The organism is Serratia sp. UGAL515B_01, assembly GCF_033095805.1.
Taxonomy (GTDB): Bacteria; Pseudomonadota; Gammaproteobacteria; order Enterobacterales; family Enterobacteriaceae; genus Chania.
The window spans coordinates 1,151,816-1,175,471 of sequence record NZ_CP109901.1; the positions used below are offsets into that span (position 1 = coordinate 1,151,816).

The 23,656-nt window shown below is 47.5% G+C and carries 19 protein-coding genes; 10 read left to right on the forward strand and 9 right to left on the reverse strand.

Annotated features, from left to right (window positions below; all coding sequences use genetic code 11):
• The first annotated feature begins 18 nt into the window (after positions 1-18).
• From gsiB to gsiD, 3 genes are read left to right on the forward strand one after another with little or no spacing between them, the layout of a single operon-like run.
• Complete coding sequence (gsiB, locus tag OK023_RS05390; RefSeq protein WP_317695631.1) at positions 19-1,554, forward strand: glutathione ABC transporter substrate-binding protein GsiB; 1,536 nt, start codon at positions 19-21, stop codon at positions 1,552-1,554.
• A 59-nt stretch (positions 1,555-1,613) separates the two neighbouring features.
• Positions 1,614-2,534 (forward strand): glutathione ABC transporter permease GsiC, encoded by a 921-nt coding sequence (gsiC, locus tag OK023_RS05395; RefSeq protein WP_317695633.1) that lies wholly within the window; start codon positions 1,614-1,616, stop codon positions 2,532-2,534.
• Positions 2,535-2,543: 9 nt separating this feature from the next.
• On the forward strand, positions 2,544-3,452 hold the full coding sequence (gene gsiD / locus OK023_RS05400) for a glutathione ABC transporter permease GsiD (protein ID WP_317695636.1): 909 nt from the start codon (positions 2,544-2,546) through the stop codon (positions 3,450-3,452).
• 713 nt (positions 3,453-4,165) lie between these two features.
• Here the strand turns inward: gsiD and fghA are convergent.
• Positions 4,166-5,008, reverse strand: a complete 843-nt coding sequence (fghA, locus tag OK023_RS05405) for an S-formylglutathione hydrolase (RefSeq protein ID WP_317695638.1) — start codon at positions 5,006-5,008, stop codon at positions 4,166-4,168.
• 16 nt (positions 5,009-5,024) lie between these two features.
• Positions 5,025-6,149 (reverse strand): S-(hydroxymethyl)glutathione dehydrogenase/class III alcohol dehydrogenase, encoded by a 1,125-nt coding sequence (locus OK023_RS05410; protein ID WP_317695640.1) that lies wholly within the window; start codon positions 6,147-6,149, stop codon positions 5,025-5,027.
• Between the two features lie 515 nt (positions 6,150-6,664).
• Between OK023_RS05410 and OK023_RS05415 the strand changes: the two genes are divergently transcribed.
• The 7 genes from OK023_RS05415 to OK023_RS05445 all read left to right on the forward strand — a co-directional run bounded on the left by OK023_RS05415 (position 6,665) and on the right by OK023_RS05445 (position 15,445).
• Positions 6,665-7,810, forward strand: coding sequence for a YbfB/YjiJ family MFS transporter (locus OK023_RS05415; RefSeq protein WP_317695642.1), 1,146 nt, complete (start codon positions 6,665-6,667; stop codon positions 7,808-7,810).
• Between the two features lie 294 nt (positions 7,811-8,104).
• Positions 8,105-8,770, forward strand: coding sequence for a GTP cyclohydrolase I FolE (folE, locus tag OK023_RS05420; RefSeq protein WP_317695644.1), 666 nt, complete (start codon positions 8,105-8,107; stop codon positions 8,768-8,770).
• A 100-nt stretch (positions 8,771-8,870) separates the two neighbouring features.
• Positions 8,871-10,028 carry a DUF418 domain-containing protein YeiB gene (yeiB, locus tag OK023_RS05425; protein ID WP_411569392.1) on the forward strand — a complete coding sequence of 386 codons (1,158 nt, stop codon included), beginning with the start codon at positions 8,871-8,873 and terminating at the stop codon, positions 10,026-10,028.
• An 847-nt stretch (positions 10,029-10,875) separates the two neighbouring features.
• Positions 10,876-11,868 (forward strand): galactose/glucose ABC transporter substrate-binding protein MglB, encoded by a 993-nt coding sequence (mglB, locus tag OK023_RS05430; RefSeq protein WP_317695650.1) that lies wholly within the window; start codon positions 10,876-10,878, stop codon positions 11,866-11,868.
• A gap of 254 nt (positions 11,869-12,122) precedes the next feature.
• Positions 12,123-13,631: a galactose/methyl galactoside ABC transporter ATP-binding protein MglA gene (mglA, locus tag OK023_RS05435; protein WP_317695652.1), complete on the forward strand. Its 1,509-nt coding sequence runs from the start codon at positions 12,123-12,125 to the stop codon at positions 13,629-13,631.
• An 11-nt stretch (positions 13,632-13,642) separates the two neighbouring features.
• Positions 13,643-14,653, forward strand: coding sequence for a galactose/methyl galactoside ABC transporter permease MglC (mglC, locus tag OK023_RS05440; protein ID WP_317695655.1), 1,011 nt, complete (start codon positions 13,643-13,645; stop codon positions 14,651-14,653).
• A gap of 252 nt (positions 14,654-14,905) precedes the next feature.
• On the forward strand, positions 14,906-15,445 hold the full coding sequence (locus OK023_RS05445; RefSeq protein ID WP_317695657.1) for a DUF2058 domain-containing protein: 540 nt from the start codon (positions 14,906-14,908) through the stop codon (positions 15,443-15,445).
• A 184-nt stretch (positions 15,446-15,629) separates the two neighbouring features.
• Here OK023_RS05445 and OK023_RS05450 read toward each other — a convergent pair whose 3' ends face one another.
• The 7 genes from OK023_RS05450 to OK023_RS05480 all read right to left on the reverse strand — a co-directional run bounded on the left by OK023_RS05450 (position 15,630) and on the right by OK023_RS05480 (position 23,227).
• Positions 15,630-16,034 (reverse strand): DUF2251 domain-containing protein, encoded by a 405-nt coding sequence (locus tag OK023_RS05450; RefSeq protein ID WP_317695660.1) that lies wholly within the window; start codon positions 16,032-16,034, stop codon positions 15,630-15,632.
• Between the two features lie 226 nt (positions 16,035-16,260).
• Positions 16,261-17,010, reverse strand: a complete 750-nt coding sequence (gene sanA / locus OK023_RS05455; protein ID WP_317695662.1) for an outer membrane permeability protein SanA — start codon at positions 17,008-17,010, stop codon at positions 16,261-16,263.
• A gap of 369 nt (positions 17,011-17,379) precedes the next feature.
• Positions 17,380-19,077, reverse strand: coding sequence for an NAD-dependent malic enzyme (locus tag OK023_RS05460; RefSeq protein WP_317695664.1), 1,698 nt, complete (start codon positions 19,075-19,077; stop codon positions 17,380-17,382).
• Positions 19,078-19,266: 189 nt separating this feature from the next.
• Positions 19,267-20,151: a cytidine deaminase gene (gene cdd, locus OK023_RS05465; protein WP_317695666.1), complete on the reverse strand. Its 885-nt coding sequence runs from the start codon at positions 20,149-20,151 to the stop codon at positions 19,267-19,269.
• Positions 20,152-20,365: 214 nt separating this feature from the next.
• Positions 20,366-21,061 (reverse strand): CidB/LrgB family autolysis modulator, encoded by a 696-nt coding sequence (locus OK023_RS05470; protein WP_317695668.1) that lies wholly within the window; start codon positions 21,059-21,061, stop codon positions 20,366-20,368.
• Positions 21,061-21,465: a CidA/LrgA family protein gene (locus OK023_RS05475; protein WP_317695670.1), complete on the reverse strand. Its 405-nt coding sequence runs from the start codon at positions 21,463-21,465 to the stop codon at positions 21,061-21,063. Before OK023_RS05475 ends, OK023_RS05470 begins: the two co-directional genes overlap by 1 nt.
• A 538-nt stretch (positions 21,466-22,003) precedes the next feature.
• A complete protein-coding gene (locus OK023_RS05480) occupies positions 22,004-23,227 on the reverse strand; it encodes an alpha/beta hydrolase family protein (protein ID WP_317695672.1) in 1,224 nt (407 codons plus the stop codon).
• Between the last annotated feature and the right edge of the window lie 429 nt (positions 23,228-23,656).

The window sequence follows — 23,656 nt, forward strand, 5'->3', positions numbered from 1 at the left end:
TCAGGAGAGAAAAACAATATGACCAAGCACACATTAAAGCGTAATGTTTTGGCTGCTGTTTTGTTGATAGCTACCGCTGGCCCCACTTGGGCAGCCAAAGATGCGGTGATCGCCGTTGCCTCCAATTTCACCACGTTAGACCCTTATGATGCTAACGACACTCTATCGCAGGCAGTGGCAAAATCCTTCTATCAAGGATTGTTTGGTTTTGATAAAGATATGAAGCTGATTAACGTGTTGGCGGATGGGTACAAAGTGAGTCAGGATGGGCTGACTTATACTATCGAACTTCATCCGGGAGTGAGGTTCCACGACGGTACTGCGTTCGATGCCAAAGCGGTGAAAGTTAATCTTGATCGTGCCAGTAATCCGGACAATCACCTCAAGCGGTATAATCTGTTCAGAATGATCGATAAAACTGAAGTTGTTGATCCGAGAACGGTAAAAGTTGTATTAAAAGCGCCGTTTTCAGCATTTATCAACAATCTTGCGCACCCTGCTGCGGTGATGATATCCCCGGCAGCACTTAAACAATATGGTAAAGAGATCGGTTTTCATCCGGTGGGCACTGGCCCTTATCAGTTTGAAATCTGGAAGCAGACTGACTTTGTTAAGGTGAAGAAGTTTGACGGTTACTGGAAAGCGGGCTTACCGAAGTTGGATAGCATTACTTGGCGCCCAGTGGTGGATAACAACACGCGTGCTGCAATGCTACAAACGGGCGAGGCGACTTTTGCTTTTCCGATCCCCTATGAGCAGGCCAGCGTATTAGGAAAAAATAGCAAGCTGGACCTCGTGGCTGCACCGTCGATCCTGCAGCGATATATCAGTATAAACGTAACGCAGAAACCGTTTGATGACCCAAAAGTACGGCAGGCGCTGAACTATGCGATTAACAAAGATGCACTGATCAAGGTGGCATTCTCTGGTTTCGCTGTGCCGGCGGAGGGCCCGGTACCTCCGGCAATTGACTTTGCTACTCGTTATCACCCATGGCCATACGATCCTGCCAAGGCCCGTGAATTACTCAAAGAAGCGGGTTACCCGAACGGCTTTACGACTACGTTGTGGTCTTCCCATAACCACAGCACTGCGCAGAAAGTTCTGCAGTTCGCCCAGCAGCAGCTGGCGCAGGTTGGAGTAAAAGTGACGGTGACGGCTATGGATGCTGGTCAGCGTGCGGCGCAGGTAGAAAGTGTAGGAGTGAAAGATACCGGTGTACGTTTGTTTTACACCGGTTGGTCGGCTTCGACCGGTGAAGCCGATTGGGCACTTTCACCGTTATTCTCTACCCAGGCAGCACCGCCAAAACAGTTCAACACGGCATTTTACAGCAACTCACAGGTGGATAAGGATTTAACGGATGCACTGGCAACCACCGACCGTGAGAAAAAACAGGCATTATATAAAGATGCTCAGGATCGCATTTGGGCGGATGCTCCTTGGATTTTCTTGGCGACTGAACGTCTACTCTCTGCCAGTAATAAACAACTAAGCGGTTTTTACGTGATGCCAGATACCTCGTTTAATTTTGATAACGCGGATCTGCACTAAGATACAGATCGCCATCCCCCTCAGTTAGGAAGAGGATGGCGTGAGGGGATTTATGCGCAATGCTTAATTATTTCCTGAAACGCCTGCTGGGCTTGATCCCGACGTTGCTCATTGTGGCTGTGCTGGTATTTTTGTTCGTGCACATGTTGCCCGGCGATCCCGCTCGCTTAGTGGCTGGGCCGGAAGCGGATGATGCAGTTATCGAACTGGTTCGTCAGGATTTAGGGCTGGATAAACCGCTACCGCAGCAGTTTGTGCATTTTTTTATCAATATACTGCGTGGAGATTTCGGGATCTCAATAGTGTCGAAACGTCCAGTGAGCGAAGAGATTGCCACACGCTTTATGCCAACCTTTTGGCTGACCATCACCAGTATGGTGTGGGCGGTGATAATCGGGATGGCGATTGGTATGATATCTGCTGTGTGGCGTAATCGCTGGCCAGACCGTTTAGGCATGACGTTAGCCGTATCAGGTATCTCCTTTCCGGCTTTTGCGCTGGGAATGCTGCTGATGCAGGTTTTCTCGGTCAATCTTGGCTGGTTACCGACGGTAGGGGCTGACTCTTGGCAGCATTACATTTTGCCTTCCCTGACACTGGGGGCTGCGGTGGCAGCAGTCATGGCCCGATTTACCCGAGCCTCGTTTGTAGAGGTGATGCAGGAAGATTACATACGTACCGCACGAGCTAAAGGTGTGCGCGAGTCAGTGGTGGTCGTCAAACATGGGTTACGTAATGCGATGATCCCGGTGCTCACTATGATGGGGCTGCAATTCGGCTTTTTGCTCGGTGGCTCGATTGTAGTTGAAAAGGTATTCAACTGGCCAGGACTGGGGCGCTTGCTAGTGGATTCGGTTGAAATGCGCGATTACCCGGTGATTCAGGCGGAAGTCCTGCTGTTCTCGTTGGAGTTTATTCTTATTAATCTGTTGGTCGATATGCTGTATGCAGCCATCAACCCTTCGATTCGCTATCAATAGGCAGGCCGCATGATAAAGTACTGGCGGCGTAATGCTGCATTCAAAGCAATACCGTTTATTGACCCCAATAAGGTTCGTACTCCTTGGCACGAATTCTGGCGGCGCTTTCGTCGCCAACGTGTTGCTATGATCGCCGGTTTGTTTGTGTTACTGATGGTAGCCGCAGCGTTATTGGCTCCTTATATTGTTCCTTATGATGCGGAAAACTTCTTTGACTATGACCGGTTGAACGAGGGTCCTTCACTGGTACATTGGCTCGGTGTCGATTCGCTTGGGCGTGATATTTTCAGCCGTATACTGATGGGAGCACGTATATCGCTGGCCGCAGGGGTCTTATCAGTATTGGTCGGCGGTGCTATCGGTACGTTTTTCGGGTTGCTGGCCGGATATTACGAAGGCTGGTGGGATCGTGCCGTGATGCGTATTAGTGACGTGTTGTTTGCCTTTCCGGGTATTTTACTGGCGATGGGGGTGGTGGCGATCATGGGCAGCGGGATGTCCAATGTGATCGTCGCAGTCGCAATCTTCAGTATTCCGGCGTTTGCACGTTTGGTCCGTGGTAATACTTTGATGTTGAAACATCTGACGTATATTGAATCTGCGCGTAGCATCGGTGCTTCAAACTTGACCATTATTCTGCGGCATATTTTGCCGGGAACGCTCTCTTCAATTGTGGTCTATTTCACCATGCGCATCGGGACTTCGATTATCACTGCCGCCAGCCTGTCATTTCTTGGTTTAGGGGCACAACCCCCAACGCCGGAATGGGGCGCCATGTTGAACGAGGCGCGTGCAGACATGGTGATTGCTCCCCATGTGGCGTTCTTTCCCAGCCTGGCGATTTTCCTTACCGTGCTGGCTTTCAATCTGCTGGGGGATGGACTGCGTGATGCGCTTGATCCCAAACTGAAAGGGTAATGCCATATTACCTATGAATATGAATGGCGAAGTCATACAGCATAAAAATGGCGCAGCTTGTGAGAGCTATTTCGTACCCACGGGTCGTGTATTCAATATGGTGAATGGCATTACAATACATGATGTTCACGCTCGATAAACGTATCAATGATCTTGTCATGCATTTCTGTCGATTTTAAGTACCTTAGCTGTATCTAAATATTCATAAACCGAACAACCTGTATTCTTTGTAAAGTCAATTACTGTTTTACCTATAATCGTTGTGTATTGTATACCTCCAATATACTGGCAATTTCTCATCCTTTTTTAAGGACGCAATAATCTGTTTAGATATTCTTTCTGCTGAAGACATGAGAATTTCCTTATCGTTTAAGAGGGGAGCGCCAACCGTACGAAAATGTGCGGTAAGAGAAAAATAATCGTTTGAACAATCGATTATTAGATAAAAAAGAGGTCCGTTAAATGCCATTTTGGGATTAAAACGATACTATTTCGATGATATTCCCCCCATGTCAATTATATTCATATATATCAAATAGTTAATTAAATAGCGTATATTTTCGTTCCATTGTGCTTCAGACCCCGTTTAGAGCCTAGTTGAAAATAATACCATGCCGAAATACTCGGTTTATCGCTAAAAAGTACGCGGGCCTTTTCAAGGGCCCGCTCTCTTAGGTGAGTGATTCTGCACTTAACTCAGCGTAACCTCTACATCACTTGAACAGATGCGCTGCATGAAAACGCAGGTGATCTTCGATAAAAGTAGCGATGGTGAAATAGCTATGGTCGTATCCAGGTTGGGTACGTAGCGTGAAAGGCCAACCGCGCTGTTTCGCCAATTCTTCCAGTTTTGCTGGTTGTAGTTGATCGGCTAGAAACTGGTCCTTATCTCCCTGATCGATCATTACCGCGATTTGTTGCTCACTATTGGCCAGCAGGTGACAGCTGTCGTACTGCAACCACTGTGTTTCGTCACTACCTAGATAGGCCGCAAAGGCCTTACGGCCCCAGGGAACCTGGCAAGGGTCAACGATGGGGGCAAAAGCGGATACCGAACTGAAACGTTGTGGATTGCGCAAAGCCAGGATCAATGCCCCGTGGCCTCCCATCGAATGCCCTGAAATGGACTGGCGCTCGCTGACGCTGAAATGTTGCTTAATCAGTGCGGGCAATTCATCGCAGATGTAATCATACATACGAAAATGCCTATCCCAAGGGGCCTGTGTGGCATTGAGATAGAATCCCGCCCCTTGCCCCAGGTCGTAGCCTTCGTCGTTGGGGACATCTTCACCACGTGGACTGGTATCCGGCATCACCAGTACCAGACCCAGTTCGGCAGCGGTACGTTGCGCACCCGCCTTCAATGTGAAGTTTTCATCGTTGCAGGTCAACCCTGACAGCCAGTACAGCACCGGTGGCGGGTTATCATCACGCGTTGGCGGCAGATAGATGCTGAAGGTCATACTGCAATTCAGGCTTTGCGCCTCATGCCGGTAACGTTGTTGCCAACCGCCGAACATGCGGTGCTCTTCGAGAAGTTCTAATGACTTATTCATCTTCTGCCTCCTGGCTTTATCGGTCAAAGTGGATCACGGAACGGATTGACTTGCCCTGGTGCATCAGATCAAACGCGTCGTTAATCTGCTCCAATCCCATGGTGTGGGTGATGAAGTCATTCAATGCGAATTCACCATCCAGATAACGTTGCACGATACCCGGCAACTGGCTACGGCCTTTCACACCACCAAAGGCTGAACCACGCCAGACACGACCGGTTACCAACTGGAAAGGACGGGTTGAGATCTCTTCACCCGCACCGGCAACACCAATAATCACCGACTCACCCCAACCCTTATGGCAGCATTCCAACGCAGAACGCATCACATTAACGTTGCCGATGCATTCAAAGGAGAAATCGACCCCGCCGTCGGTCAGTTCAACAATCACGTCTTGAATCGGTTTGGCGTAATCTTTCGGATTAATCAGATCGGTAGCACCCAGTTTGCGTGCCAGTTCGAACTTGCTGGTGTTGATATCAATACCAATGATGCGACCAGCACCCGCCATTTGAGCGCCGATAATCGCCGAAAGTCCGATCCCACCCAGGCCGAAAATGGCCACGGTATCGCCTACTTTGACTTTGGCAGTATTGATGACAGCCCCCATACCGGTAGTGACGCCACAGCCGAGCAGGCAGACTTCTTCCAGCGGGGCTTCTTTACTGATTTTTGCCAGGGAAATTTCCGGTACCACGGTACGTTCAGCAAAAGTTGAGGTGCCCATATAATGGAAAATCGGCTTGCCGTCTTTAAAGAAACGGGTCGTACCGTCTGGCATCAGGCCTTTACCTTGCGTGGCGCGTATAGCCTGACACAGATTGGTTTTCCCTGATTTACAGAACTTACACTCGCCGCATTCAGGGGTGTACAGTGGGATCACATGGTCGCCGACGGCAACGCTGGTCACTCCTTCACCAATGGCTTCTACAATACCGCCGCCTTCGTGGCCGAGAATTGCCGGGAATACGCCTTCCGGGTCCTGTCCTGACAGGGTGTAGGCATCGGTATGGCAAACGCCGGTGGCGACAATCCGTACCAGCACTTCGCCTTTCTGTGGAGGCATTAGGTCGACTTCTTCGATCCTCAGTGGTTGGTTAGGTCCCCAGGCTACGGCTGCACGGGTTTTGATCATGTTCATTATTTATTCCTCAGTGGTATACCCTGTTTCTCAAACGGGTTGATGGGTTACAACTTGGCTCACGCTTTGCTCTGCATGCAAATGACCGTCAGCGGCGCTCGCGTGCAATTGAGGGACACAGCCTAGTGGCTTACTACCATTCTTGAACCATGATCCCAGCTGTGGGCAATAAGAGCAACTGGCACGTAAGGCGAACATTTAGCATCAAGCGTATTTTCAATAGCTCTATAGTTTGAGCAAGGGATTATCACCATACATTCAAAGAAAACGATGGGATGTGTGAGTTCATCATATTGCAGTGGATTCATCCACCCAAATAGATGTTCTTAATACCGCTATACATCAGGCTTCTGGTTGGTAGGAATGATAATGAGCACCGACTCGAGGTTCTTTCCCAGCACGTTTCGGTAGTCCGTGAAGGTGAAACATGTGGCTGTGATTAATATTCAGTTTTCGTGAGTGAAATGCTAAGGCATGATGAGTGCAACTTTTTTATAACAAGTTGGATATGTTTAATGGCGTTAAAAATCGCCTTAAGTGGCTTTATCGCTTTAATTGTAGCGATGGGAATCGGTCGCTTTGCATTTACTCCACAGGTGCCATTGATGCTTGCTGAGCATCAGTTCACTCTGACCGGAGCGGGATTAGTGGCCGCACTCAACTATTTGGGATATTTGTGTGGTGCTTATGATGCGATGCGTGCCAACCGTCACGTAGAACGCCGTTTGTGGCTTGGCGTCTGGGGCGGAGTTGCATTGACGCTGTTGTCTGCAATGGTGGAAGGCATTGTGTGGCAAGGGGCGTTACGCTTCGCTATTGGTTGGGCCAGCGGTTGGGCGATGGTCCTAGTAGCAGCCTGGACCAACGAACGTTTGATGCATTATGGTCGCCCGGCATTAAGCGCTGCAGTATTCGCCGGGCCAGGTGCTGGGATTTTTATTAGCGGTATGCTGGCGGTCGCGATCAATAATCTGGCATTGAGTGCCTCTCAGGCTTGGCTTGTATATGGGCTGTTGGCATTGATATTGATAGCCGCTATCAGTATTCATCTACCACAGGTAGGGGAGTTGCATCGTCCTGAGGTGCCGCCAGAACCGTTGGTGTTGACGCCGGCATTGAAACGCTTGCTGTGGAGCTACAGTCTGGCAGGCTTTGGCTATATTCTGCCTGCGACCTTTCTTTCACAGATGGCAGCTGCGCGTTTTCCTGAAAGTCTGTTTGCCCAATTCGTTTGGCCGGTTTTTGGTGGTGCGGCAGTGCTGGGTATTGTTATTGGTATCCTGACCCGGCATCAACTCACTACGCCAACCCGCTTAGCGCTCACGCTTTGGGTGCAGGCATTGGGTGTGCTTTGCGCCGAAGTGGTTCCTGGGATCACTGGTTTGATATTGGGTGCGTTGTTTACTGGCGGAGGGTTCCTCAGTGTTGTGCAACTCGCTATACAGCATGGGCGGGAACTGGCACCAAATCATGCTCGCTATATGGCGGGGCTGTTGACCACGGGGTATGCTGTTGGTCAATTGGTGGGGCCGATGCTTTCAGCTCTATCAACGGCAGTGACTCATCGTCTTGAACCTGCATTGTATGTGGCGGCTGTCGGTTTGGTGATAGCCGGTTTATTAGTGTTCAATACCCCGGCGCGCAGATTATCTTCACTCTGAATGAAAACCATACGAATAACAGGGGATAACTGAAGTTAGCCCAGATGCAGTTAATTCATGCAAGGATGAAACACAATCACTGGATTAACGTCTCACTCTCATCTAGAGTGAATGAAAATATTGATCGGGTTCACGTTATTAATTACAGGACCCGCGAGTATAGCCTGTGGGTTTCAAGCAACCGCTAAGCGGGGTGCCTGATAGATCACGGGTATAAAAGAATTGAGAGACCGTCAATCTGCTAGTCATCGACTTAGCAGGTATTGACGGACCGCCTGCTGGAGACAAATAACCATGACATCGTTAAGTACTGAAGCTGCACTGGTTCACGCGGCGCTTGAAGCGCGTGGTCTTGAGACCCCACTGTGTGGGGAAGTGTTAGATAGCGAAACGCGTAAATGCCGTATTGAAGAGCATATGAAGGAAATTATGCAGCTGTTGAATCTCGATTTATCGGACGACAGCCTGGTAGAAACGCCGCGCCGCATTGCGAAAATGTATGTCGATGAGATTTTCTCCGGCCTAGATTACGCCAACTTCCCGAAAATAACCGTTATCGAGAACAAGATGAAGGTCGATGAAATGGTGACGGTGCGGGATATCACCCTGACCAGCACCTGCGAGCATCATTTTGTCACCATTGATGGTAAAGCTACCGTGGCCTATATCCCTAAGGACTCGGTGATTGGGTTGTCAAAAATCAACCGCATTGTGCAATTTTTTGCCCGACGACCTCAAGTGCAAGAACGACTGACTCAGCAGATCTTGATTGCATTGCAAACCCTGTTGGGTACTAGTAACGTGGCGGTATCGATTGATGCAGTCCATTATTGTGTAAAGGCTCGTGGTATTCGTGATGCAACCAGTGCAACCACCACCACTTCGCTGGGTGGGTTGTTCAAATCCAATCAAAGTACACGTCAGGAATTCCTGCGCGCAGTGCGTCATCATCAAGGGTAAAAGACGATACTTTGCTAACGAAGAAAACCAGGCGCCAGTAGGCGCCTTTTTGCTGATTTAAATACAACAACATAAAATGAACGCTAATGAAACCCCACCCATGTCACGAATTACTACGCTTGATTGTGCGCGAGGCATCGCCATTCTCGGTATCCTGCTGCTGAATATCAGCGCGTTTGGCTTGCCCAAAGCGGCCTATCTTAACCCCGCGTATTTGGGGATGTCTTCTGTGCGCGATGCCCTGACCTGGGCGGTACTGGACGTGTTCGCACAGGCCAAATTTTTAGTCATGTTCGCTTTGTTGTTCGGTGCGGGGTTACAACTCCTGTTAAGGCGCGGTAAAGGATGGATCCGTGCCCGGTTATCGTGGTTGGTGCTATTTGGCGCTATGCATGGGATCTTCATGTGGGATGGCGATATTCTGTTAGCTTACGGTTTGATTGGCCTGGTGTGCTGGCGGATGATCCACGATGCGTCTAATACTTACTCACTACTGAAAACAGGCGTGGTATTGTATTTGATCGGTGTCACGATACTGTTATTACTGGGTTTTATCTCTCAAAGCGAGCCAAGTAATTTTTGGCAACCGAGTATGACTGAACTGCACTATGAAAAATTCTGGAAGTTGCAAGGGGGAGAAGAAGCTTGGCGTAATCGTCTTGAATTGCTTTCTTCCAACCTGTTAGCGATTGGTGCGCAGTATGGTTGGCAATTAGCCGGACTGATGTTGTTTGGTGCCGGTTTGATGCGTAGCGGTTGGCTACAAAACGGGTATTCATCCCGTTACTATTTACAGTTAGCCGCTTGGTTAATTCCGCTTTCATTGCTGATTCAGTTACCTGGTGTCCTCTTACAATGGCAACTGAATTGGGAATATCGCTGGAGCGGTTTTCTGTTGCAGGTGCCGCGTGAATTGGGGGCACCGTTGCAAACAATAGGTTATCTGGCGTTGGTTTATGGCCTTTGGCCGTTTCTTTCACGTTTGCGTATCAGCTATTGGTTAACTCAGGTTGGGCGAATGGCCCTCAGTAATTACCTACTGCAAACGCTCATTTGTACCACGCTTTTTTATCACTTAGGTCTTTATCAACAATTTGATCGTTTGCAACTGCTGGCCATTGTTCCTCTGGTTTGGTTGGCTAACCTATTATTTTCCAACCTGTGGCTTCACTACTTTGCGCAAGGCCCCGCAGAGTGGCTATGGCGTAGGTTGACCCTGTTAGCGGTTGGTGAGAAAGCGTCTAAGATGACAAAGTGAAATCTTACGCAACAGGTTGAAAATGATATGTAACCGTTTTCTTTCCTGTGAGGTAACACTACGCTGATGAAGATGAATTTCAGAGTAGAATAACGTCATTAATCAAAACGACCAAACGTCCGAAGTTGACGGTAGTTCGTTACCCTACCATTTTCACGGCTACCTTGAATCGGTGTTCTTAATACCGCGACACATCACGCGGAAATAATGAGGAACGCCGACATGCCGTAAACTCCTCCCTGGGGGCTAGGCTGTGTCCCTCAATTGCAAAGTGAGGCTCATGTCACTTTGTGGTATTTATTGCCGTGTAACCGTTTTCAATTTGTGAGAAATTTCACAGAATATTAACATTGCGCCCTTTATGCTTGAATCGCTTGCTGGTGTGATAAAAAGCGGGTTCAGGTTATAAATCTGCTCCCACCAAGCACGAAAAAATAGTGAGTTCTACTGATAACAAGCATTCATTTGAAACCGCCGGATCCAAGCGGTGCTTTCATTGTGGGTATGAGCCTGACATTTTTTTGCTGCGGCTATACTTCTCATACTTGAAGTTGCGTGTTTGTTGATGAGGCCAACTGGCCCCGATCACTATAGTTGCTTATTCCTCTAGGCATGATAAGTCTCATTGTTTACGGGACACTGTATTGCTACCCAAGCTATTTACTATGGGCAGACGGCAACTGAACAACAAATCGCTCAGGAAGCGATTTGAACGGCACTGGCGTTGCGCGCAATATGAGATTAACTCGCAGAAGCTTGGTGTGCTACGTGAGTAGCCTATGCAACGATAGGTTATACAGCATGGCTTGTTACCGAGTACGACCCTACATAAAACCGGAGACAGACAATGAATAAGAAGGTTTTCACCCTGGCTGCATTGGCCGCAAGCATGATGTTCGGTAGTGTCGCTCATGCAGAGACCCGTATTGGCGTCACAATCTATAAATATGACGATAACTTTATGTCAGTGGTGCGCAAAGCGATCGAGAAAGATGCTAAAGCCTCTCCAGATGTCACCCTGCTTATGAATGACTCGCAGAATGATCAGTCCAAACAGAATGACCAGATTGACGTGTTGATTGCCAAGGGGGTGAAAGCGCTGGCGATTAACCTGGTAGACCCTGCCGCTGCCCCTGTGGTGATTGACAAGGCGCGTGGCAACGATATTCCTGTGGTATTTTATAACAAAGAACCTTCCCGACAGGCCCTGGATAGTTACGACAAAGCTTATTACGTCGGAACTGACTCTAAAGAGTCTGGAGTGATCCAGGGCGAGTTGATTGCTAAGCACTGGAAAGCCAATCCAAACTGGGATATGAACAAAGACGGCCAGATTCAATACGTCTTACTAAAAGGTGAACCAGGCCATCCTGATGCTGAAGCGCGTACCTCTTACGTGATTAAAACGCTGAACGATAATGGGTATAAAACGCAACAATTGCAGATGGATACCGCAATGTGGGATACCGCTCAGGCAAAAGATAAGATGGATGCCTGGTTATCTGGCCCAAATTCCGACAAGATTGAGGTTGTTATCGCCAATAACGACGCGATGGCAATGGGGGCAGTAGAAGCCTTAAAAGCGCACAACAAAGCCAGCATTCCTGTTTTTGGTGTCGATGCTCTGCCAGAAGCGCTGGCGTTAGTGAAATCCGGTGCGATAGCGGGAACGGTGCTCAATGACGCTGATAATCAGGCTAAAGCAACTTTTGACCTTGCAAAAAATTTGGCAGTTGGCAAGCCTGCGGCTGAGGGTACCCCTTACAAGATTGTCAACAAAATCGTTCGTGTGCCTTACGTTGGGGTTGATCAAGACAACCTGTCTCAGTTTATTAAGTAAGTACTGAGTTATACCTGTCGTACTTCACGTTAAATGTTGGTTGGCTTTGCTTTCGGACTGTCCAGGGTCGCTGCTACCAGCGTTTATGCAATTCGAGTTATTTAGGGTATAAATTGAACTTCCCCCGCGGTTAAGGGTTAAAAAGTGAACCTGCGGGGGCAAATAATAATAAAATCCGTTTTATCCGAACATCCTTTCTCGCATTCGGCGAAAGGAAGAGGGGGAACGGGTTTCTAATTTAGCCAGGACTAGTTATGGCCGAAAGCTCTCGAGAGTGGCTGCTGGAAATGACCAATATAAGTAAGTCGTTTCCTGGCGTAAAGGCATTAGATAATGTGAATTTGCGCGTCCGTCCATCTTCCATTCACGCGTTGATGGGGGAAAACGGTGCTGGAAAGTCGACATTATTAAAATGTCTGTTTGGTATTTATAAAAAGGACTCAGGAAGTATTATTTTTCAAGGACAGGAAATTGATTTCAAAAGTTCCAAAGAGGCGCTGGAAAAAGGTGTTTCAATGGTGCATCAGGAATTGAACCTGGTTCTGCAGCGCACCGTGATGGACAATATGTGGCTTGGGCGTTATCCCACAAAAGGCCTGTTTGTCGATCAAAAAAAAATGTATCACGACACCAAGGAAATATTCGACGAGCTGGATATTGATATCGATCCCCATGCCAAAGTAGGTACGCTGTCGGTATCACAAATGCAGATGATCGAAATTGCCAAAGCGTTTTCTTATAATGCCAAGATTGTGATTATGGATGAGCCAACGTCTTCACTGACTGAGAAAGAGGTTAATCATCTGTTCACGATTATCCGCAAGCTGAAAGATCGTGGCTGTGGCATTGTTTATATCTCGCATAAGATGGAAGAGATTTTCAAATTATGTGATGAAATCACCATTCTGCGCGATGGACAGTGGATTGTTACCCAACCGCTGGCAGAGCTGGATATGGACAAGATTATTTCGATGATGGTAGGACGTTCGCTGAGCCAGCGTTTCCCCGATCGCCAGAACACACCGGAAGAAGTGATTTTAGAAGTGAAAAACCTCACCTCTTTACGCCAACCCTCAATCCGCGATATCTCCTTTGACTTGCATAAAGGGGAAATACTGGGCATTGCCGGGTTGGTAGGTGCCAAGCGTACCGATATAGTGGAAACCCTGTTCGGCATTCGTGAAAAGGTGTCTGGCACGATTAAATTACACGGTAAGAGCATCAACAATAACAGCGCCAACGAAGCCATTAACCACGGTTTTGCACTAGTGACCGAAGAGCGACGCTCAACGGGAATTTATGCCTATTTGGATATTGGTTTTAACTCACTGATTTCTAATATTCGGCATTATAAAAATAAGCTCGGGCTGCTGGATAATACGCGGATGAAAAGCGATACCCAATGGGTGATTGATGCCATGCGGGTAAAAACACCTGGGCATCGAACACATATCGGTTCGCTTTCTGGCGGTAATCAGCAAAAAGTGATTATTGGCCGTTGGTTGCTGACACAGCCAGAAATTTTGATGATGGATGAGCCGACACGGGGTATTGACGTAGGGGCCAAATTTGAAATTTATCAGTTAATGACTGAATTGGCGAAGAAAGGCAAGGGGATCATTATTATCTCTTCTGAAATGCCGGAGCTTTTGGGAATTACCGACAGGATACTGGTGATGAGTAATGGTCAGGTTGCGGACATTGTGAATACCAAACAAACTTCGCAAAATGAAATATTGCGATTAGCCTCCTTGCATCTTTAAGGATTTTAATTATGAGCGCGCTGAATAAAAAAAATTTTTTCACCTATTTTAAAGAGGGTGGAATTTATGTGGTCTTACTGGTGCTGTTGGCAATTATTATTATTCAGGATCCTACCTTTTTAAGCCTGATAAATCTGAGTAATATCCTGACTCAATCTTCAGTGCGTATTATTATCGCACTGGGGGTTGCCGGGCTGATCGTAACGCAAGGTACAGATCTTTCAGCTGGAAGGCAGGTGGGGCTGGCGGCAGTAATCGCTGCAACGCTGCTGCAATCGATGGAAAACGTCAACAAAGTGTTTCCACATATGGAAACCTGGTCGATCCCAATGGTCATCCTGCTGGTTTGTGCGGTAGGCGCGGTGATTGGGTTGGTCAACGGCCTGATTATCGCTTATCTCAACGTTACACCGTTTATCACTACGTTGGGCACGATGATTATCGTCTATGGTGTCAACTCTCTATACTACGATTTTGTCGGTGCTTCCCCCGTAGCGGGCTTCGACCCTAAATTTTCAAGTTTTGCCCAAGGTTTCTTGCGGTTTGGTGACTTTAAGCTCTCTTATATTACCTTTTATGCCATTATTGCGATTATCTTTGTCTGGGTTCTGTGGAATAAAACGCGGTTCGGCAAGAATATTTTCGCGATTGGCGGTAATCCAGAAGCCGCGAAAGTTTCTGGCGTAAATGTACCCTTAAACCTGATCATGATCTATGCGCTTTCTGGCGTGTTTTATGCTTTTGGCGGTTTGTTAGAGGCAGGCCGTATTGGTAGCGCTACCAATAATCTCGGCTTTATGTATGAGCTGGATGCTATCGCTGCCTGCGTGGTAGGGGGAGTATCGTTTGCTGGTGGAGTAGGGACAGTGCTGGGGGTAGTGACCGGTGTCATTATTTTTACCGTCATTAACTACGGTTTGACCTACATTGGCGTTAACCCTTATTGGCAATATATTATCAAAGGCAGCATTATTATCTTTGCTGTGGCACTCGACTCACTGAAGTATGCCAAGAAAAAATAACGCTTTACCTAAGTGACTTAACATTGCCGTTAAGCGTCAACTGAGAGAGTCCCCTGGAGCTTGATTAGGCTAAGGCTATGTGCCAAACGTGGACATTATTAACAGAGATGTCTAATCCTGAGAGTAGACCCTATTAGCCTCTGATCGCTCCTTGAAGCTCAAGCAACGTAACGATAAGCTCCTACCATCTGGAACTACCTCAAAAATTACGGGTATAATCTGACAAATTTTTCTACGGGTTTAAAAGCGAAGATGACAAAACTCACTTTACAAGAACAGATGCTAAAAGCTGGATTAGTGACCAGCAAAAAAATGGCCAAAGTTCAAAGAACGGCCAAAAAATCACGAGTTCAGGCGCGTGAGGCAAGAGAAGCCGTGGAAGAAAATAAAAAAGCACAACTTGAGCGAGATAAACAGCTAAGCGAACAACAAAAACAAGCTGCTTTATCTAAAGAATATAAAGCCCAGGTGAAGCAGCTCATTGAGATGAACAGAATAGAAATTTCAAAAGGTGATATTGCTTTTAACTTTACAGACAATAAGTTAATAAAAAAAATAGTTGTTGATAAGCTTACTCAAGCTCAGCTGATTAGTGGTCGTCTCGCCATTGCTCGTTTGGTTGTGGATAAGAGTGGTGAGAGTGAGTACGCTATTATTCCAGCGAGTGTGGCCGATAAAATTGCGCAGCGAGATGCAAACAGCATTGTATTGAATAGTGCGCTTAGTCAGGAAGAGCAGGATGAAGACGATCCGTACGCTGATTTTAAAGTTCCCGATGATTTGATGTGGTAATTAACGTTTTACAGAGGTTTATGTATGAAAAGTCCCTCAGGACTTTTCATCAAAATGTTCTCTTCAGCCCGTTGAGCGAGAAACGTAAGGTTATGCTGGATAGTTGCCAATAGCGGCGTATCAAACAAAGCAGCTAAAGCTGCTCGCTAATTAATCGAGATTTAAGCAATAACCTATTGATAATTTATCCGAATAAGTCATCAACGGAATCATTCCAGTCATGTCCCGAGATAGACCACTCCCGACTTATTGGGGGAGGAAAAGCACTTCGGCAGTATCCATTTTTAGTTTCGAAGTCAAACACACCGTGGGGATAACCATTAATCAAAAGAACGCATTTCTTACCGTCTTCTGACCAGCCAACCTTTACGTCAGATGGCATATGCCTGTCTGAAACATCTGCTGCATTATAAATATGCAGTGCATCCTGGATGGCATTACCATCAATATCTCCATCAAGAGCATAGAAATATCCAGTTTCACCATTATCTTCAAACACCGCAGCAAATGGACCTTCCGGAGTCAGGCTTTCTATCACTTGCGCTTCACCTACAATGAGTTGAGCTTGAGCTGTAACCCGTATTGTCATTTTGGACTTCCCTCAAATCACTACTTAAGTACTTTCCCAGATTATAAGTATGTATGTATCCATCTTTGACCTGTACCGGTTAATTAACATAACTTACTGATAGTGCAGGTTTAATTTAAACTCCTATCCATGACTTACCCTAGAGCTGACCTGTTCTTTGTTCTTAGCCAACAGCAAGACTAAGCAATGCCGAATTCAATTAAACGTGGTAATGCCAGCTGACTCTTCAGATCTTTTTCTGTTGAGCCTTCAGTTTTTCTGTTGCCAATTTGTGCTCTAACTCTATCAATTGTTCTGGTGATACTGCCGGATAGCCTTGCGCATCTTCCGGTACGTCGTGAATGGCAGAAATAGGGATCAACGGGCCCAGAAAACGTGGTTCACGCTTTAAGATATATAAATCGGTCAATGCTCCCAGGCGGGCAAAAATCTCACGTGCCCGAATGTTCATCATGTCCTTTGGTGAAGGTACGGCATAGCACTGTGCTTGGATACCCATATGTAATGCAATAAACAGCGCACGTTCACAATGGAAACGTTGAGTAATGATAATAAAGTCATTGGCGTCGAACACCTTGCGCGTGCGTACAATGGAGTCGAGGGTGCGGAAACCGGCATAGTCGAGCACAATATCACTTGGTGCCACGCCTGCGGCGATCAAGTCGCGGCGCATGGTCATTGGCTCATTGTAACTTTGCTGTGAATTGTCACCGCTCAGCAGCAGGTACTTTACCTTTCCGCTGTTATAAGCGTTGAGCGCCCCTTGAATACGGTAGCGATAGTATTGATTGATAACACCAGTGCGATAGTACTTGGCTGTACCGAGTACCACTCCTACTTGGCGTTGGGGCAACTCTCGCAGTTCATCATAGACGTAAGGGGCCGTTTTCCAGCTTATCCAGCGGTCGAGCGCAATAGCCGAGCCCAACAGCACCAAAACGATAATGATCAGGCTAATTATCAAGCGTTTCCACATGTCATTGCCTTATGCGTACAGTTGCAAAAGTGAGATCCAAGGCTACGTTACCTGCTAGGAAGACGCAAGCGGTGAGCCTTATACTCGTGATACTTCGATTGGCTCTGTGTCCCTCAATTGCCCGTGGTGCTGTCGCAGACCCCAAAGGACGTTACCAAGGCAGAGGGTGAGTCTCTTTCAAGTCTGACTGGCGCTTGCGTCTACTTAATGGCAACAGCCTAGGGTATATAGGAAAATTTACAGCTAAAAAGCTGGGCATAATAGTGCTAAAAGCGGAATTGATGCAGGTTAATCGGGCACTGAACGCATTTATTTAGTGTGCGGAGGGGGTAAAACATCGGGGTCTGGATACAGACCCCGATATCGAGTTTAAAAAGAGGTGCGTTTGTAACAGCGATATTGAGGACGCCAGAAGTTGTGTTCGATGGCTTTTGATAGCGCCTCTTCAGCAGTGACCATTGCAACGCCCTGCAGTTGAGCAGCTTTACCGACTTCCAAAGCGATACATTTGGACACGCTCTGAATATCGTCAATGTTTGGTAACAGTGCGCCATGACCATCGGTAGCTAAAGGCGAGCAGTCTGCCAAGGCTCGGCTGGCAGCCATCAACATGGAATCGGTGATACGCGTTGCGCCTGAAGCTAGAACGCCCAGCCCAATTCCAGGGAAAATATAGGAGTTATTGCACTGGGCAATTGGGAACAGTTGGTCTTTATAGGTTACCGGTGGGAATGGGCTGCCGGTTGCTACCAGTGCGTTACCGCCTGTCCAGTTGATGATATCTTCTGGACGTGCTTCCACGCGTGAGGTCGGGTTGGAGAGTGGCATTACGATGGGACGCGGGCAATGCTTGTGCATTTCACTGATTAGTTCTTCAGTAAACAGACCCGGTTGACCTGATACCCCGATCAAAATGGTCGGTTTGGCGTTGCGCACCACTTCTAAAAGTGAGATTGCATCACTTTCAACCTGCCATCCCTCGAGGTTGTCACTTTTTTGTACGAGCTTGCTCTGGAAATCAAGCAGGTTTGGTAGTTTGTCCGTCAGCAGACCAAAGCGATCGACCATAAAGACTCTGGCACGTGCTTCTTCTTCGCTCAGGCCTTCAGATTTCATCTGTGCAATGATTTGCTCAGCGATACCGCAACCGGCTGAACCTGCGCCCAGGAATGTGACAGTCTGCTCACGCAGTTGACTGCCTGCAGCGCGACTGGCTGCAATCAGACTCCCGAGCGTAACGGCTGCAGTGCCTTGAATGTCATCGTTGAAACAGCACAGTTCATCACGATAGCGATTCAGCAATGGGGTGGCATTGCTTTGAGCAAAATCTTCGAATTGCAGCAAAACATTTGGCCAGCGGCGTTTTACAGCCTGAATAAATTCATCCACAAAGGCGTGGTATTCATCGCCTGAAATACGTGCATGACGCCAGCCCATGTAGAGCGGATCGTTCAGGCGTTGTGGGTTGTTGGTTCCAACATCCAGAACCACCGGCAATGTGTAGGCTGGGCTGATGCCGCCACAAGCGGTATAAAGTGAGAGCTTGCCAATAGGGATCCCCATACCACCGATACCTTGGTCACCCAGGCCAAGAATACGTTCGCCGTCTGTTACTACAATCACCTTAACGTTCTGCTTTGTCGCATTCTGCAGCATATCGTCGATGTGATCGCGGTTCGGGTAGGAGATGAATAATCCGCGTGCCCGGCGATAAATATCAGAAAAATGCTCGCAGGCTTCGCCAACAGTTGGTGTGTAGATGATGGGCATCATCTCACTCAGGTGTGACTCCAGCATGCGATAGAACAGGGTTTCGTTGGTGTCCTGAATATTACGCAGGTAGATGTGCTTGTCATTGTCGTTCTTGAAATCCTGATATTGGCGGTATGCGCGTTCTACCTGTTCTTCAATCGTTTCCACGGCCTCAGGCAGCAGTCCGTGCAGGTTGAATTGGCTGCGTTCTTCTTCTGTGAAGGCGCTGCCTTTGTTCAAAAGCGGGAATTCCAGCAGAATCGGGCCTGCATAAGGAATGTACAGCGGGCGTTTGCTTTCGTATTCAAGTTCCATCAATTTTACTCTTAAACTTATCGGCTAATTTTTATAAAGACAGGCAGAACGGCAGATCCTAAAACATTAAGAGAATATATACAGCAATTGTTTGCCAATCATGAGATGAAAGTTAGGAGGTCTGGCACACAGGAAAGTATTTGCGAGTAAGTATCGAGATAGAGGAGCACTGCGGCTCCGCTTTAAGGGTCAGAACGTGATCCGTTGAATATTCTTACAGCCCAAGGCGTTAAGCGTAGCCTGCGTGGCATCCCACTGGGTCAGAATAGCATCCTGAGCTTCAACCAGCACAGCACGGCGGATTTTTTGACAATCACCACCAGAGATATTCATCAGAACCAGTGCAGCCTGCAGTGGGGGAAGGCTCGGGTTGAACGCGGCGTTCTCTGCATAGCGACCAGCGTAAACCTTTCCATCTTCGCCTTCCAATGCCACGCCGCTATGGGCATTGCTATAGGGAGCATGGCAGTGGTTTGCAGCCTCTAGGGCTGCTTTGGCTAATTCATCTTCCAGTATCATTTCGAAACCATGATCGACCGGATCCATCAGCAGTTGGTTGATTTTTAGATCTTTCGGTCCGAAGGAGTAGGGGAGGTAATCCCCAAGCTTGGCTTGTGTTCTTGTCGGCATGTTGATCAGCAGTTCTGTACCACTGTTAAGTTCGTTCATAAACTGGCGGCAGTGGCCACAGGGTGTGTAGTTGACGGTGACAGAAACTAATTTAGCCTCGCCGCGCAACCAGGCATGGGTAACTGCACACTGTTCAGCATGCACCGTTTGCTGCAGTGGCGCGCCGCTGAATTCCATATTGGCGCCAAAATAGAGATTGCCGCTGATACCATGGGCAATGGCACCGACATGGAAATGAGAAATAGGTGTTGATGAGCAGGCTGCCGCCAAAGGTAACAGGGAAAAGGCCAGAGTATCGTTATCCAACCCACAGCATTGTTTGATCGTTTCCACCTGCTTGGCCTCAAGCACAGCCTGGAAATCAGGTGCATCCAGATAAGGTTTCAGGACAGATTGCAAGGTTGCTGGCAATTCGCTATAGGCAGCGTGAAAGCGCGGGTGCATAAAAAGTCTCTCCACAAGTTAACAGGTTAGGCTGTGCTTCTGAATCGTCCCAGTCCTGTGTGTCTGCGATGGCAGTATGGGCAACGGCGGGACACAGCTCAGCATTCTAGGCAGCCTGCTGATAATAAAGTGTGATTTATATCTATTTATTGATGAAATACATGCAATAAAAATTAACGTTTAGCGAAGTAAGACAGATTTGAACCGAATGTTATCAGCCAAACAATAGCAGCAATATTGGGAACAGGAAGGGAGCGATCAGCGATGTCATGATCCCGCAGATAACCAGAGCCAGTGAGCTAAACGCTCCCTCCTGATAATCTATCTCTGCACTTCTTGCGGTTCCGAGCGCGTGGGATGCAGTTCCTATTGCCAAACCTCGTGAAGATTTGGTATTGACCTTCAGTAGGTTGAGTAGCGAATGGCCGAAAGCTGCGCCCAGAATACCGACAAAAATGACGCAAACTGCGCTAATTGCCGGAATGCCTCCGATCGATTCTGCTACCGCCATCGCGATCGGTGTTGTCACAGATTTAGGCATAATTGATGCTGCAATATCAGGTTTTGCTCCCATTAACAGTGCCAAAGCTCCCCCACTGATCATGGCGGTCATGCTGCCAATAAAACAGACGGTAATGATAGACTTCCAGCGTGCACGTATCTGATGCATCTGCTCATAAAGCGGAAAAGCGAGGGCGACAACCGCGGGTTGTAGTAGCTGGTTCAGGATTTTGCTGCCCTGAAAGTAGTTCTCGTAAGGTGTACCGGTCAGTAATAGGAGAGGGATAATCACCGCCATTGAAACTAATAAAGGGTTTAGTAATGGCGTATTCAACCGTTGAGCCAGCTTTTGTGCTGCGAAGAAAACCAACAATGTTAGTGGGAGTGACCACCAGATAGTCTGGATCATTATTTTTCCTCCGGACTGTTGGTTTTGTCGACAACAGGACGCTCACGGTGAAAATAATGTGAGGAGTAACCAACGACTACAAACACCATCAACGTACTGATCAGGCAAGACACGACTAACGGTGCCAGGTCATCAACAATCTGATCGTAATACTTCATCACACCTACGCCAATCGGCACAAACAGCAAAACCATGTAGCGGATAAACAATTGGCATCCGGGTTTGACCCATTTGGCGGGCAGGAGTTGTGAAGAGAGCAGTGCAAACAGCACTATCATGCCGATAATACTGCCAGGGATAGCAATCGGCAGCAGTGCTGCAACAGTATTGCCAATAAACAGACTGAGGTAGATCAGCGCAATCGCTCTGATATATTTCCAGCACACTGTAAATAGCTTACCCATGATCATTTCCTGTTCAGCTTGACACATTCATCATACAATTAAATTGTGATCTATGCCACAAAACGCATCATGAATTAGGGGCATGCCAACCATGTTTTTTTGCCTATGCATTGTGTCTGCGTTTGGTGGCTTCAATTGTGTCAACACCGTCGCTCACCGATGGTGTTGACGTTTAGCGCGTCATGGGCTGTCGAGCACGACAGCGTTGCTAGGAGTAACCGACCAAGAAAGGTTGGTTGAAGCTAGACTAACAGGGAAGTCTGTCGTAGCCGGAACGCCCAACAACGTTGATGCCGCGCGGGTATCTACGCTGCGGACAGGGTATGTTTAAGCGTAGGTGAGGATGTAGGGCTCTGCCTTGAGCCCTGCCAATGCCATCCATTGTGGTTTCAGATAATGCCGCTATCTTGCTGGTGATTGATACACCGAAAGTTGAAAAAGACTTTGTCAGCAGTCAGAGGCTATGGCTATAGCCTCTGAGTAAAACAGAATTATTTATCCGTTTTGCCTGCAAGCTGGCAATCTCGCGTCGAAAGCGTTATTTGCTGTCGGCGTCAAACAGTCTCTTCCACTGTGGTACGGCAGTGGCAAACGTGCCACGATGCGTGGTCTTGCCCGTAGACACCGCCTTTACCTCTGTGTTGCCATTACCCATTGCCTGTTGATAGGTCATCGGTAATTTGCCCAAGCCTACACTGATCGCTTCATCGTCTTCACCGTAGTAATTGACCACAGGGCTTTTGATCACCCAGCGATAAGCCTGTGTGTCGGCAATCAATCTACCGTAGGCGGAAGCGGCAAAAAACTGAGGATCAAAATAATCTTTTCGTACCAGCTTATGGAGGTCGGTAGGAATATCCGCTATGTTGAAAGGCTGTTTTTCATAGGCCTTGCGCGAAACATCGTAATACTCATCGTTAATTACCGAACGTGCCAAACCAGGAATGCCGTAATAGTGCTCGAAAGAAAACGCGGAGAGGATAAATAGCGTTGGAACCCAGTCTGCATCATTGGCGCGTGGGAAGTTGAGGAAACCGTTTAACGCCATGAAAACATCGGCTGGTGCACTGGCCGTCACTGCCGCATCTACCGTGACATGACTCTTTTCCAGTTTTTCTAGAAAAGCCATAGTGACAAATCCTCCTTGCGACCATCCCGCCAGAAATAATTTTGGCGCGGTAATTTGCATATGGCTAAGCACAGCCTTACTGGCTACCAGCATATCGTAGCTGGCCTGTTGATGACTGCCTTTTACCATATAGCCTTCAGGTTCGGTTGACTCCCCCATGCCGAAATAGTCTGCCCCGATAACGATATAACCCTGTCCGGCAAATTGGGCAATCATCAACGCTGTTTCTGGTGATTGTTCAGGGAAAGAGGGAACTTGCTGTTTGCCATAGACCGTACCATGTTGGTAGGAGACCATGGGAAAGGTTTTTTCGTCGACATCGGGGATTGCCAGCAAACCTGTAGCAATGGTGGGTTTATTACCGCGTTCAGGTATTACCGAGGGATAGGTTATCCGATAAAGCCGAACTCCATTGGTCGCTGGCGAATATTCTACCGAGACGCCAGCAAACTGTGGGATCTCTTTTTGCAGGATCTGGTTGAGTTTTGCTTGATCCCAACGATCTATCAATTCGAATTTTACACCTGAGACGACTTCTGTCGGTGTTGTTTCTTCTGCCTTAGATGGCGATATAGAAAACAACAAGAAAAAGGAAAATAACAGCGAACCCAGAGTTTTATAGAAATATGCCATAGCTTTTACCTTATGTGGATATACTCCCCATACTTCAAGTTGCCAGCGTATTGGCTGCACTCAGCAAGCTCAGTCACATAGTTATGTTCCTGGTGACTCTGGAGTTTACTGCGTGACGCTGCCCACGTTTGGGTTTCATTCCTTCGCAGCCAACATAGGTGCTGTTCAAAAATGTATTGCGCTTTTGTCATGCAACTCGAATGATTTGGAGTATAAAATGATAAACATCTCTGTAAGAAAACAGACTGGCTTAAAGTACATCCATTATAGGCATGTTTTGAAAGAGTGGATTTTGTTGCTTATTATTTTACATTTTGTGTAGGCAAAAACGTTGTTATTCTGCGCTTAACGGGTTGCCATAAAGGAAATAGGCCTCATTGCGAGGCCCGTTACTAGTGAGATATATACCCAAGTTCATTCAAGTTGTAG